This is a genomic window from Algoriphagus machipongonensis, assembly GCF_000166275.1.
GTDB classification, from domain to species: Bacteria; Bacteroidota; Bacteroidia; order Cytophagales; family Cyclobacteriaceae; genus Algoriphagus; species Algoriphagus machipongonensis.
This window is the reverse complement of sequence record NZ_CM001023.1, coordinates 3,872,399-3,887,355: the sequence shown is the minus strand read 5'-3', so window position 1 is coordinate 3,887,355 and position 14,957 is coordinate 3,872,399. Positions and strand designations below refer to the sequence as shown.

The 14,957-nt window shown below is 39.7% G+C and carries 8 protein-coding genes; all 8 read right to left on the bottom strand.

What is annotated here, in order from left to right; genetic code table 11:
• Positions 1 to 48 precede the first annotated feature (48 nt).
• Positions 49 to 372: a VanZ family protein gene (locus ALPR1_RS16350; RefSeq protein WP_040302943.1), complete on the bottom strand. Its 324-nt coding sequence runs from the start codon at positions 370 to 372 to the stop codon at positions 49 to 51.
• 59 nt (positions 373 to 431) lie between these two features.
• Positions 432 to 806, bottom strand: a complete 375-nt coding sequence (gene gcvH, locus ALPR1_RS16345) for a glycine cleavage system protein GcvH (protein ID WP_008202357.1) — start codon at positions 804 to 806, stop codon at positions 432 to 434.
• Between the two features lie 56 nt (positions 807 to 862).
• Complete coding sequence (gene sov / locus ALPR1_RS16340; RefSeq protein ID WP_008202355.1) at positions 863 to 7,831, bottom strand: T9SS outer membrane translocon Sov/SprA; 6,969 nt, start codon at positions 7,829 to 7,831, stop codon at positions 863 to 865.
• A gap of 177 nt (positions 7,832 to 8,008) precedes the next feature.
• Entirely contained in the window at positions 8,009 to 8,608 is a 600-nt protein-coding gene (ruvA, locus tag ALPR1_RS16335; RefSeq protein WP_008202354.1) for a Holliday junction branch migration protein RuvA, read from the bottom strand.
• Positions 8,605 to 10,875, bottom strand: coding sequence for an NADP-dependent malic enzyme (locus ALPR1_RS16330; protein ID WP_008202353.1), 2,271 nt, complete (start codon positions 10,873 to 10,875; stop codon positions 8,605 to 8,607). The genes ruvA and ALPR1_RS16330 overlap by 4 nt, the downstream gene beginning before the upstream one ends.
• Before the next feature lie 22 nt (positions 10,876 to 10,897).
• Positions 10,898 to 11,995, bottom strand: coding sequence for a DUF4837 family protein (locus ALPR1_RS16325; RefSeq protein ID WP_008202351.1), 1,098 nt, complete (start codon positions 11,993 to 11,995; stop codon positions 10,898 to 10,900).
• A gap of 123 nt (positions 11,996 to 12,118) precedes the next feature.
• Positions 12,119 to 13,510, bottom strand: a complete 1,392-nt coding sequence (locus tag ALPR1_RS16320) for a LysM peptidoglycan-binding domain-containing protein (protein ID WP_008202349.1) — start codon at positions 13,508 to 13,510, stop codon at positions 12,119 to 12,121.
• A 15-nt stretch (positions 13,511 to 13,525) separates the two neighbouring features.
• On the bottom strand, positions 13,526 to 14,953 hold the full coding sequence (gatA, locus tag ALPR1_RS16315; RefSeq protein WP_008202347.1) for an Asp-tRNA(Asn)/Glu-tRNA(Gln) amidotransferase subunit GatA: 1,428 nt from the start codon (positions 14,951 to 14,953) through the stop codon (positions 13,526 to 13,528).
• Positions 14,954 to 14,957: the final 4 nt, after the last annotated feature.

Below are 14,957 nucleotides of genomic sequence, written 5' to 3'. Positions count from 1 at the left end.
TTAATTTTTTTCTAGTTTAAGAATAACAATTCTAACAATTTAGGATCATTATTCCAAGTGCTTTTTTGTCTGTGACAGCTTAAAATATGTGAAGAATCCTGCGACTCCTCCTATCATATTTGTAACCATGTCTACTATATCATACGTACGAAAGGGGATGAATTGTTGCAGTGATTCCAAAACAATCCCTGCTAACACTCCAAAAATCAGGTAATTAACTAATAATCTCTTGCTGATTTTCCCCTTTTCATTTTCTCTAATACCAACCCCGCACCACAAATAGCTTAGGATGAAGAAGCAGATAAAATGGATGAGTTTATCCTGAAAATCAAAAGCATCGACTTCAGGAAATTTGTCTCCAGGAGTCAACATGGCTACACTAATGGTTAGTAACCAAGCTAAACTCAAAAACAATCTCAACTGAAATCGTATTAAGCTCCCACTAATTCAGCGTACTCTTCAGCAGACATTAAAGAAGAAGTGTCACCTGAAACTTTCACTTTCACCATCCATCCCTCTCCATAAGGATCAGAATTAACCAATTCTGGTTCGTCGGCCAATTTTTCGTTTAGTTCGGTAACCTCTCCGCTTACTGGCATAAATAAGTCGGAAACAGTTTTTACAGCTTCTACAGTACCGAAGACTTCCTCTACATCTAAAGAGTCACCGACTGTTTCTACTTCCACATATACGATATCACCCAATTCTGATTGTGCAAAATCAGTAATTCCAATGGTCGCAATATCACCTTCAATTTTTACCCACTCGTGGTCTTTTGTGTACTTTAATTCTTGTGGAATATTCATATTTGAAATTTTTTGTAAGGAAGCCCAAAATTAAAAGGAATCAGGCTAAATAAAATCTATTGTGATAAATTAAATCGAAGTTGGCCTCCAAATGATGTAGAAGACCTTCTATAGGAGGTAGTGACTCTTGGATCATTGATGGTCCTGTCAAAGTAAAGAGTCACACTCAGATTTTGATTCACTAAATATCCTATTGTAGGTCTGATCTGTATGTTTAAGTTTCCATTGGTAATTGTACTGCCTTCCTCAATTTTCCGCTGTACTTGTCGAGTATCTACAATTTTGGTGTTTAACCTAAACGTCAAATCATTTTTAAGAACAGTCTGTCTCCCTTGAATTTTAAAAGGAACCTTGACTCCGGCCTTGGTATAACCGATTTCTAGCCCAACATCATTGCTTTTCTGCTCTGTGATTTGGGAATTCGAGAAGTTAAGACCCAGATTTCTTTCTTTATTATATGAGATAGCAACGTTTAGTCTGTCTTTTGTCAATAAGTCTAAGCCTATCAAAGGAGAAAAACGCTCGGATAGCACTACTTGATTGAGAACATAAATTGGGATGAACAGTCCCTCGTCATTGGTAATATCCGAAGTTGGGATCGATTGTAAGGTATTGTAAAGCTCCAAGCCTTGCTGGTATTGCAATGAATTGGAGAAATTACTGGCATCATAGGTAGAACTATATTCATGTAAAATATTGATGCTACTAAAAATATCACTCAACCCTTTCAGCCTTGAGAGTCCTCTATATTCTATCCTCCAATTAGGTAGTGGGGTTTTAGGGAATGGGTTGAGTTTTACCTCAGAGGCATCTTGTCCTCTATAGGCAGCCAAAAAGGAAGGAATAAGTACATCTTGCCCATTAATAGAATATTCTCCAGCCGCGCTGTTTTCTGAATCTAACCTGCTTTTAATAATGGCTCTGTTTTGCTCAAAATCAGTAAATAAAGGGGAGTTGTTTTCCGAATCATCTTTTGAGAAAGATGTTCCGAGCATTATGGTAGTAATACTATATCCACCAACTCTTTTTGGACTTATAGAAACGAAATCCCCTGGAGAGTCCATTGAGTTTCTAAAGATTTCCTGATAATCACCAACTTCCCTTTTGGTAGCTGTAAGTGTGATTCTAAAATCTTGGAATGGTTCTACAATACTTCCGAGTCTAAGGTTTGTCGCTTTATTTTGACTAAAAGGCATCGTTAATTCTGAACTAGGTGCCATTGCGCCTGCAGCTGCCAATCGGTAACGTATCATTGGGTCCTGACTACCAAATAAGAACCCAAGGCCAGGGTTTTCAAGGGCTCGATCCATTCCTAACAATCCAGTGTTTGGCAAATATCCAGGTAGGAAAGAACCTTCAACTTTATCATAGGTGAATGAAACTTCTTTCACCATCATTAATAGTTTCAAAAGTTTATTGCTGAAAGGTGTACCAATGGTGTCTTCTGCTTCGACATTATCTCTACCTGGGATATTGGGTCTTTTCGGAGCGTTTAAAGCTTCTAGCTTTTTGCTCTTATTGTATAGTCTTACCAGATCGATTTTACCCGTAATATTCTGGTTCCTTGTGTTTTGAATTACATTTCCCAAGGTGTCTTTTTGCCCAATGGCTCCAGTTTGCCAAGTATAGGTTGCTCCATATTTATAGTCTGCTCGGATCCAGTCAGTTATCGGGGATTTATCAAAAGGAATCGTATAGTTTAAGTTGAATGTCTGGTTGAAATTAGTCTTTCTTCCAAACCTCCAGAAATTGCTTTTTACAGAGTCTTGCTTGGCTTCAGAGTCCAAATCACCTTCAGGTTCATCCACCACGGCCATCACTCTGGCGGAATAATCCGCTCTCAGGTTATTTGTCAAATCCCAGTTTAAAGAATAAAAACGGTTGATGAAGAAGCTTTTCTGGAAAAGTGGATCCACCCCATCTGAACTCAACTGATCATTTCTATACTGAGACCTTAAGAACCTTCTGTCTACATCTATTCTTGCCAAAACCTGTGAAGGGGCCAGATTGAGATTAAAGTCTTTTATCAATCTTAAATGAGGTGAGCTTAGCCATTCACTATTTTTAAAAGGTTCTATGGTTAAAGCTTTAGGAGAATAACTATAGGTGATATTCCCTTTATTGGTTTTAAAGTTATAATCCTGAATATCTGCATTGTTCTGTTTGACTATACCATACGCATAGGAGAAGGAGAAATTGCTAAGATCATAGAAATGGCTTTTTGCTTCCGGGTCAGATTTGATTTTCCGAACATTGGTAAAGCTTATGTTCTTACTGTTCATTTGATCCAATGCTATTTTCTTATAGGCATTTCGTTCCGCATTTGTTTCAAATTTCCCTAAAGCCAACTCTAATGGCACATCTGGGTTCAGAGGGTCAAACTTGGGTTTAGATGTGGAGTTTGCAACACTGAAATACATGGGGATGCTTACCCCAAGTTCTGAAGGCAATAATTTATGTACATCAACATTGGTAGAAATATCGTATTGGGTGGTTGCAGTACGAGATCTTTGCGAAAGCCTCGTTTCCAAACCCCCAAACCCTATGGAGCTATGACGAATAGAAGCAGATACTACAGCTACATCCGCAATTTTTGCATTCATTAATGCGTTGGCAGCCCAACCATTGGATTTGGTGAAGCCAGTTACTCTCAACTCATTTGCCCAAACACAAATGCTTCGGCTGGACCCACCGGTGTCTCCTGGGTTTCTGACCCCAATCATCATCCCTTGAGTGAGACTTAATTCGGGCCGACCTACAACAGTTACTTTATATTGCCCAATTTGCTGGCTAAAGGGAAGGTTAAGAGGAACTTGATTATTATCTCTTTCTACTTTAACCCCAACAATATCCTGAATGGCAATATCTATTTCATTTTCTAAAGGCCAGATTTGTCTTGGATCCCGGGTTCCTTTAGGTGTAATTAATAAAGGAACCTCTATTTCATAATAGTTGTCAGTATAATCTGTTCCCATACGTAAGAATGCGGTAATTTCACCATCCAACGCATCCTCGCTATCAGCATGAAGGAACATTTTAATTCGTTCAAATTGGACTAAATCCTGGTTAAGGTTTTTAAATACCGCTCTTGCATCATGAGGAGCTAAATCTTCAACACATATCCTAAGTGATTGCTCATTTAATCTTCTCTCTACAGTGGAAGTATTATCACGGTCTCTATTGATTCCCGGAGGTAATACATACGGACTTTGTGTCGCACTACCTTGACTGTTTTGCTCAATTCCCACCACATCCACAGTAATGTTGGAATTGTCAGGCTCTGGGATTTCAAAAAGTCCCTTCTCGAATAAAGATTCTTGGAATACTCTCCATTGACTACCTACCATTCTGAAATTAGCCATTCTCAATACTACTGGCTGTTCAAATTCCGTCAGGTAAGTTCTCATCCATCGTATGGACTTAAAGCCTGAGATGTCTCCTTGAACTCTATCAGGTTGTCTCACTGGAATTCTAAATAAATACCAATCCACATTTTCCCCAGCTTCATTGTGGGTCACCTTATCAACAATATAATTTTGGCCAACCACCATTTTGCTAGGTCTAAGGTCTAACTCGTACTCGTAGTAGTTTTCCAGTTCATTGATGGTATTATCGGTGTTTAGGTCCTCATTATCAGGTGAGTTGGAACCTGAAGGAGTGTAGGGGAGATTTTGATTAGCGGAAACTGGAGTGTTTCCCTCCATTCCATTGAATTTTTTGTATCTCTCCAGAATCTTGGTATCATTTTGATCAAATTGTTCATCGAGATAATACTGAAAGAGGTCCCCCGATACATCTTGATTGATTTGGTTTCTCGCATCTTGAGAGACGCTTATGCGATCCAAAAATCTTGATCTAAAGAAATCTGCCTCATTCTCATTTTTCAAACCATCTAAGCCTACATCTTGATTTTCTCTCGAGGATTCTGAATTATCAAAAGCAGGGAGCAAGTATTGTTCTCTTGTTATTCTTCCCCATTCATTTGAGGAAGTTTCAGAAGGATCTCCATCAGCAGGTAATCCGTTTTCAAATGCATGTCGACCATCTGCCATGACGTCTTCTGAGATATCCCCAAGATTGAAAAATAATTTACCACCTGTGGTATTATTCTGGTTGAATACACCGTCGAGAACCCTTCCGTTTTCTCCTTCAATAAATGGGTCTAACAGCCAGAACTCTATGTATTCAATGTTGGTACGATCAAAATCAACCTCGGTAGTGATAGCTCTGGTAATTCCACCAAAATTCTTTTTAGGTTCAGGAAGTAAACCGTCAAAATTAAGATTGGTGTTGTAATTATACATTCCTCGCTCACTTGGGAAATAGGCCATTTCGAAAAGAGGTTCAGGAGTAATAATTACCGTTCTGTCTTGCTGAGGGAAGATTTCTTGTGGTACAACCCTTCTCACATAGTGATTCCTACGATCCTCTCTAGTTATATTTGTGGGGACTCCAGGGCCACTTTCTCTGTAAAAGATGTTGTCAATATTGTACCATGCCAATCGTGCTCTTCGGTAGGTAGCCCCAAGCATATCCTCGGTTTGATTGCTTAGGTCAAAACGATCGTCAGGAGTTTCTGGGGTAGAAGAAAGCTTCCAGTTTTGATTCGCTGCTCCTCCTAAATTAAATGGGGTAACTGCGGCCTCAAAATCATCAATGTAAGATGCTTGATCTCCATCTACTTTATTAGACGTGCCAGGGATTAAATGAGCAAATTCTCCACTGAATTGAACCAGTGATTGCTCTTTTGTGTCGGTAAATGGTAAAGCGTCTGCAAGCTTGGTTAACCACCTGGACTCATCATTAAAGTTGGCATCTAAACCCCAAAGGCTATTTCTTAGAGTTTCGTTTCCTGTTGCAATCCTCGTGACATTCGGCCTTTCATTGAGGTATAAGAATGTACCTCCTAAGTTAAATTTATCATTGAAGAGATATTCTAGTCGAGTACCCAGTAAACTTCTGGTTTGGAAGGAAACGAGATCTGCTTTTTCAAAACTGATGGCAATTTTCTTTCCTGATTGAAGAATTGCATCATTGATGATGACCACTCGACCTACATTGTAATCAATTGTATAATCTACCCCTTCTGTCAATGGAATATTACCTGCAGAAACGATGACGGATCCAGGTGAAATATTTAAACCAGGCAGTTGAATTTCTGAGGCCGAGCCTGCAGTAAGTCTACCTTTAATAAAGTATTTATCCAGCCTGGTGACTAGCTGAGCATCAGCTTGTGTGGTTCTATAAAGAGTGTCAAATACATATTTGTCCTTTAGGACGATCTCTTCGGGTTCAAAGTATTTTTCAAGGTTTGAGCCGAATGGCTCCAAAACTGGGAATATTAATAAACCCCGATCTGATAGCATGGTTAGTCCTTCTACAAAGTCAAAATTACCATCAGGGGCAGGGTCATTTTGCGGATTTAGATTATCCAGTCCCGTTAGCCTGATTAAGGGTTTGTCCTTGACATTTTTTCCTTCAAGTAAGGAAGGGTTATCTAAGCCGGTTCTGTCATCTCTATATATAACTTGGAGTTGGAACCCTTCTCTTAGAAGTTGATTTGCGTTTAGGTTGTAAACGTTTTTCATCATCAAATCCCATGTCGGAACTCTTGGGTTAATTCTGGCAGGGCGTAATAGCTTTAAGAATATCAGTTCATCCTCTTGACGGTTTTGATAATCTTCTGTCAATTCACCCACTTTATACACTTGCCCATTGTAAGTGTATTCAAAGGATACAGCAAGAACCTCATCATTCTGCAGCTTTCTAAAAAGAGAGAGGTAGCCTAATTGAGCATTAAAATAAAATTCAGTAGGGGCTAATTTTCTAGCACCATTTATTTGTTCGAAATCTACTCCTTTCCTAATCCCAAGGCTTGATTCCATTGCCCTAGAGCCCGTGTCAAAGGGTCTAAATGATGGATTCTGGGAGATGTTCCTAAAAAGATTATTTGAGCCGTTCGCAGCAGGTGCTCCAGGAGTCCCCATGCCAATATTTGGGTTGTTAGGGTTTAATAATGTCTGTCCTTCACCCAAGTCCATGAATGCAGCAAAGTTTCTTAATGTCTCCGTGTTTGAGGCTCGGTTCATGATATAAACCTCTATTCTGGTGACATTTACACCGGAAAGTACCTGAGGCAAACCTCTAAGCCAGCGTTCGTAATTATCTCGGAAGAAATGGGCTAAAAAGAAATGTCGATTTTCATCGTATTTAGATGCTTGAATATCAAATGTTCGACCTTGTCCATTGGCATCAATAACCAATTCGTCTCTTCTTCCTCTTTGGGTGGAGGCTACGGCAGTGACATTCAACTTCCCGAATTGTAACTGTGTTTTTACTCCAAAAAGGTTTTGTGCCCCTTGAATCAACCGGTTTTGAACAGGCATACTGACATTACCGATTTCAATGGATTTGATGATGTCTTCCTGGAATCCGTCGTACTCTACCTTAAGTTGATTTTGGAAGTCGAAAGAATTATTGGAGTCAAAATTTGCCCCAATTTTCATTTTCTCGCCTAAAGACCCATTGACAGCCATCTGAATCTGCTGATCAAAGTTAAAGCCTCCATTTTGTTGCTGCCTAATGGGTAGGGTAGGGTTGTCAACTCTTCGGAATATTGCCCCAAAATCTAAATTGACATAACCGGTGGGGACAATATTAATTTCACTTCCACCAAAGATTCTGTCAAATGAGGGACTTACTGTGAGAGGTGGAATTAAACCTCTTCCTTCTACTGCGCTTTCACCATCACCGCCTCGTGCTCTGCTTCTCCAATAGTCCTGCCTAACTTTGTATTCTTGAATTTTCGAAAACTCTTCAAAATCATATTCCTGCTCATTCCCCAGCCGAGTACTATCCACTTCTTCAACCACATTGTAACGTAAGGTGGAGTCCACCAAAACTTGTACATTTTGATTGGTTAAACTTTTAGGTAAAAATGGGGAGGAAGGTACTAAGAATGGGTTCCGGGTAGGGTACAGAGGATTTGTCCTCATATTTTGCCAAAGCAAAAATGAGGGAGCCATTCTCCTAAGATTAAGAGAATCGATTCGCGATTGGATGCTATCGGTATCGGTTTGTTGAGCCTGGGAAGTAGAAAAGGCCAGAATAAACCCAAAGAGAGTGAAATATTTGGGCAAACCACCGAAATACTTCCTCCTGCAAAAAGTCAGTAACTTCCGAAAGTTCAATGCAGCTTCAAATTATGGTGTCTTTAAAGATGCTTTAATTAATTCTTCTAAAGAAATTTCTCCCGTGGTTTTTTTCAAAACAGCCCTGATGTTTTTTTCAGCAGCAGTTTTTGGGAATCCCAACGTGATTAATGCCTTTAACGCTTCCTCACGTAGATTATTGTGTGCATTTAAAAATCCAACTTGAGAATCTCCCGAACTGGAATCAGTAGCTTTTCCAACTTTATCCTTTAATTCCAGAATGATTCGTTGGGCTGTCTTTGCACCTATTCCTTTAACATGCTGAATAGTAGCCACATCTCCCGAAAGAATGGATTGTTCTATTTCCTCAGTACTTAAAGAGGAGAGGATCATTAATCCAGTATTTGGACCTACCCCATTGATGGAAATCAACAATAAAAAAAGTCTTTTCTCATCAGCATTCTTAAAGCCATAGAGTGTATGAGCATCCTCTTTAATATGAAGGTAGGTGAGGAGCTTGATTTGCTCCTCATCCTTGATTTGGCTATAAGTCTGTAGGGAGATTTTGACATGGTAGCCAATTCCTCCTACATCAATTAGTACATAAGTGGGGTCTTTAAAAACGAGTTTCCCGTGTAAATAATCTATCATGGTAAGTCAGTGGATTGAGCATCAACAACGGCAACAGCCACCATATTGACAATTTCACGTATAGAACTACCTAATTGAAGAATATGTACCGGTTTGTTCATGCCTAAAAGAATTGGCCCAATAGCTTCTGAGCTTCCTAACTCAGCAAGTAATTTATAAGCTATGTTACCAGAACTTAAATCTGGGAAGATAAGTGTATTGGTTTTTTTATTGGTCAATGCAGAGAATGGGTAAACCTCTTTTTGAATTTCTTCATTCAGAGCGACATTAGCCTGCATTTCACCTTCAATGATCAAATCTGGGTATCTTTCTTTAGCGAGTGCAGTGGCTTTGGCCATTTTTTCTGCGATATCTCCCTTGGCAGAACCAAAATTAGAGTAAGAAAGAACAGCGATTCTTGGTTCGATATTGAAGAACTTCACTGCATCAGCAGTCAACCCAATAATTTCGACCAACTCTTCTGCGGTTGGGTTTAAATTAACCGTAGCATCGGCGAAGAAGTAAGGGCCCTTATCGGTATTCATGATATACATACCCGCTACTCTCTTTGTGCCTGGTTTTACCCCAATCGTATGTAAGGAAGGCAGGATTGTTTTAGGATAATCCCTTGTCAAACCTGAAATAAATGCGTCTGCCAAGCCAGTTTCCACCATCATAGCTCCAAAGTAATTTCGCTGGGTAACCAATCTGCTGGCATCTCCAGGTGTCATACCTTTTCGCTGACGCTTTTTATAAAGAATTTCTGTAAACTGAGAAAGCATCTTCGTTTCCTCCATTGGGTCGATGATGGTGACATTTTGAAGGTCTAAAGAATTCTCTTCAATAAGTGTTAGGATTCTCTCCTTATTACCAAGTAAGATCGGATTTGCAATTTTCTCATCGCGAATCATCTGTGCCGCTTTGAGTATTTTTCTATTATCCGCTTCAGCAAATACCACACGCTTTGGATCTTTCTTCGCTCTTGCTATCACCACTGACATCAAACGCTGATCGATACCGATTCTTTCTTGAAGTTCTAATTCGTAAGCATCCCAATCTTTAACCGGGTTTTTGGCTATTCCTGAGTCCATGGCTGCTTTCGCCACCGCGGGCGCAATGGTCGTGATCAACCTTGGGTCTAGTGGTTTTGGAATTAGATAAAGTTTACCAAATCCAAGTTTACTCTCTCCATAGGCCTTATTAACAATATCTGGAACTGGCTCTTTTGCCAATTTTGCAATTGCATGGGCAGCAGCAAGCTTCATTTCTTCATTAATAGAAGTAGCTCTTACGTCCAAAGCTCCACGGAAAATGTAAGGAAATCCTAAAACATTATTCACCTGATTGGGATGGTCAGATCTACCTGTAGCCATGATCAAATCTTCTCTAGCAGCAACCGCTAGGTCATAAGTGATTTCAGGGTCAGGATTTGCCAAAGCAAAAACAATAGGGTTAGGTGCCATCAATCTGAGCTGCTCCTGGCTTACTACATTACCTGCAGAAAGACCCAAGAAAACATCAGCACCTTTCATCGCATCGCTCAAGCTATTAAGATCTCTTGAAGTAGCGAATTCTTTTCTTATTTCATCTAAATCTGCACGGTCTTCTCTTAGAATGCCGTCGATGTCACATAAAACTATGTTCTCTCTTTTGATTCCTAGAGATACATAAAACCGAGTACAGGAAATAGCTGCAGCTCCAGCACCGTTGACTACAAGCTGAATTTCAGAAATGTCTTTACCTACGATTTCAAGAGCGTTTAATAAGGCTGCTCCAGAAATAATGGCCGTGCCATGCTGATCATCATGCATGACAGGTATATTCATTTCCCGTTTTAGGGTTTTCTCGATTTCAAAGCATTCTGGAGCCTTGATATCTTCCAGGTTTATACCTCCAAAAGTAGGCTCCAAGGACTTAATAGTCTGGATAAGTTTTTTTGGATCTTTTTCGTCTATTTCAATATCGAAAACATCAATACCGGCAAATTTCTTGAATAAAACGCCTTTCCCTTCCATCACAGGCTTGGAGGCTGCAGCTCCAATATTACCTAGTCCAAGAACTGCTGATCCATTGGAGATTACTCCTACCAGATTGGCCTTTGCGGTGTATTTATATGCGTTTTCGGGATTTGATGCAATTTCTTTGCATGGTTCTGCCACTCCCGGCGAATAGGCGAGAGCCAAATCCATTTGACTCGAAAGAGGTTTTGTGGGTATTACCTCAATTTTACCGGGTGTTCCTTGTTGGTGGTAATTGAGCGCGTCCTCTTTGCGGATTTTAATTGCCATATAAGCTCTAAGTTAGTTTGGGTCAGGATCCTTGCTCTTGCGTCCAACTAACATCAGTATTTAAAAGGATTGTTTCAATTTCACGCAGTGCGTCCCTATGAACTTCATTTGGGTAAAACACAAAGCCTTCCATATAATACAGCTTCCCTTTCTTTTCATCTACCATGAGGTAACCTAAGTAGGTTCCTCCCATGCTGATATTGTTAGTTTTCCAAGAACCCCTGATTTCGGTAGTAAAATTATCATTTATCACCATGTTTCGGAAAGCTGGGGGGATTTGTTTTTCAGAAACCATAAAAGAGGTTGGATCTTCGGGGTCTCCAAAAATCTCATTCTTGGTGATTTCATCTTTTAACTTGACAATATTTTCTGGAAAGGTTTGTTCCTCAGCTACATAGTCAGTTTCATAAAAAAACAGGCTAATATCGGCTCTATTTGCCGTCGGCGTAGGTTGTCTTACCCATAGAAAGCCAGGCTTACTTTTTACTACTTGATAGGAAGCTGGAACATTGATTTTAATGCCCAGATTAGTTTCAGCCTCATGTAAGGCAGCAGTATTTTTTCTTGCAAGAATAATTTTCTCTAATCTTCCTCTTTCTCTAACTTCAAAAAGATTGATCAATCGCTGTTTGTTCTTTCTCAAGTTGGCGACTAGTTCGTCTTCAGTATTTCCAAATAAGTATAGTACCTCTTGTCCTCTCGCATATTCATCCTCCATTCTCAATTGGAAGAGGCTTGGATCAGCTTCCGCCTTGTCTTTTGAAGCTTTGGAGAATTGGGAGTTGATTACTTGACTTGCTCCACCTTTATCATCAAAGGTTGTCACATAAATAAGATTTGTAGACATTTTGAGCATTCGAGTCATAGCTCGTGGGTCCACCCGGTTTACTTTGAATCTAGGTTCCGAACGGATCATTCCAGGAAGGTCGGCTTCAAAAATATCTTTCAGTTCATCACCCACAGGCCCAGCCCATTTTGTAGAGTCAATGACTAAAATAATTTCCCCAATTGTTCCTCGGGCTTTTGGTTTTGAACTGTCATAATCACCAGAACCTTCCTCGCATGAGGAAAATAAAATCCCAAATGAAAAGGCGACTAAAATATATTTTAAAGCTCTCATAATGTATTGATTGATCTTTTGTTCCCTAAAGGTAGAAACCTAAAAATAACAATTCTGGTTTACTTAAAAATTTAAAACCAGTGCATTCACCTGTTAAAAAACAATAAAATTCAGTTTGGGGAATTAACCGATTATGAGCTTTTGTCCAGGCTTTATGTTGTTGCTATTCAGGTTGTTTAGCCTTTTTATTTGTTCTACGGTCAAGCCAGCGTGTTTTTTAGAGATGATCCACAGAGAATCACCGGGGCGAACAGTATATAATAGCTGACCAGATGAGTTGGTTCTGGTTTCTGCAAAAACAGGCCCGTTTCCAGAATAAATTGTCAGTTTCTGCCCTACTCGGATTAGGTTTGAGTGTAAGTTGTTCCAGGATTTTAATTGGGAAACTGATACTCCATTCCGAGAAGCAATTTTTCCTAACACATCACCTGATCTCACGCGATAAATATAGGCTTCCAGTTGTTCTTCCTCAATGTCTTCAATCGGCTTCAAAAGAAACTTCCCATTATCGGTAAGGTAGGTGGTCGGGTTATTATTTAATGAATCACTGATCCAAGCGAGGTTTTGCTTGATAAAATCTGCCTTCGCTTTTGGGATTCTTAATTCCATAGAACGCTTTTCTTCTGGAAGCTTTCCGTATTTAATGGAAGGGTTTAAGCTTTCTAAATCTTTTGTACATAAATCAGTCAACTCCGCTAGTTTTTCTAAACTTAGCGCTCGGTCAAATCTGATTTTTTCAGTTTCTCTATAATAGGTTGGATCCTCCAGATTTAAGTTATGCTCCTCTAGGTGATTAAGTATATAAAGCATGGCCTGAACTTGAGGTACATAACCTCTTGTCTCCCTTGGTAAGTAATTATAGATTTCCCAAAATGTCTTTTTTCCACCGGATCTTCTGATTGCTTTTCGGACATTTCCAGGACCACAATTATATGCCGCCATGGCAACCTCCCAATCTCCAAACATGCGATAAAGGGACTTTAGATATTTGGCAGCTGCATCAGTCGCCATTTCTGGATCCATACGATCATCTACGTGATGAGACACTTGCATACCATACATTCTGCCGGTGGCGGGCATAAACTGCCATAGTCCCATTGCCCCAACTCGGGAACGGATTTGAGGGTCAAGCCCAGATTCGATTATAGATAGATATTTGATCTCTTCAGGCATTTCATGCTTCCGAAGCGTTTCATCAAAAAGGTCAAAAAACAAGTCTTTTCTCGCCAAAACCATTTTGGTATAATCACGGTTTCGAACGGTGAAATATTGGATAAATGAAAAAATACGATCATTCAGTTCGAAGGGCATTTTTGTTTCCATGTTGGAAATCCGCTCTTCTATTTCTTCATATGTGAAATCTGGAATGTACTCGTAGTGGTAATTTGGCATTACCTCTTCATCTAAATTAGGCCCCGAAACGACGTTTTGGTCGTCTTGTGAATATACCTGAGACAAAGGGATCGTACATGTGAAAATCGCAAGTAGGATAGAATTGAACCAGGTTTTTTTCATGGGTTTATTTCAGATTTAAGACGTTAATTCACTAAGATAATTACTAAAAGCAAAAAGTTCTGCCTCTTTAAACGAATTGCAAATGACTTGCAGTCCTATAGGCATCCCCTGAGCATCCTTTCCATTTGGAATGGATATGGCCGGTACACCAGAAACTGAGGCTTGAACCGTGAATAAATCCTCAAGGTACATCGCGACAGGATCTCCACTATGTTCCCCAAACTTAAACGCCGTGGATGGGGTAGTTGGTATTATAATATAATCAAAATCATTTAAAAGATTCTCAGTATACTCTTTTATTAATCTTCTGACTTTCTGAGCCTTGGTAAAATATGCGTCATGGTAACTGGCACTTAACACAAAAGTACCTAGCATTATTCTTCTTTTGACTTCATCACCAAATCCCTCGCTTCTAGTCAATTTGTACATGCTCTCCAAGTTGTGAGCATTTGGAGTTCGGTAACCGTATTTCACACCATCAAAACGAGATAAGTTGGAGCTTGCCTCGGCCGTCGTTAAAATATAATAGGTTGGTAGTAGGTAATCCAAAAGAGGGAATTCCACTTCCTTAACTTCATGGCCTTCAGACTTTAACTTCTCCAAAATAGCCAATGTGTTAGCTTTGATTTCTGGTTGAAGTGCTGGTGATTCTAAGGTCTCTTTTAAAAAGGCAACTTTTGCTTTTTTGTCGAAATGGAGTAATTGGCTGTAAGGAAAGACTGGCTTTCTGGAAGAAGTGCTGTCATTTTCATCATGACCTGCCATAATCTCCAATAATAGTGCATTGTCTTTGACAGTTTTGGAAAATATACCAATGGTGTCAAAAGAGGATGCATAGGCAATCAGTCCCCATCGAGAAATTCTTGAATAGGTAGGTTTCATCCCGATTACTCCAGTAAAAGCGGCTGGTTGTCTTACGGAACCTCCTGTGTCTGTTCCAAGAGAAGCTGTGCAAAGATTTGCCTGAACGGCAACAGCTGAACCTCCAGAAGAACCTCCAGGTACTCTGCTTTCATCTGCTGCATTAAGAACTTTTCCATGCGCCGAATTTTCATTGGAACTTCCCATTCCAAACTCGTCACAATTAAGTCTACCTAAAATAATAGCATCTTCATCAATCAAACGCTGAATTGCGGTTGTTGTAAATTGAGATTCAAAATTTTCTAGGATTTTTGAAGAGGCATTGGATTCATGTCCCTCGTAACAAAGTACATCTTTGATACCGATCACCATGCCTGCAAGCTTACCAGCTTTACCTTCTTCAAGCTTCTGATCTATCAAATCAGCTTGACTCAAAGCAGATTGCTCATAAACTTCGACGAAGGCGTTGAGATGCGCCTTCGTCTGAATGTTGGTTAAGTAATATTGGACTATCGAGCGACAATCCGTTTCCTTCTTTTCGAGCGATTTTTTTATTTCGTCGAATGAAATGAATTTTTCCAATTTT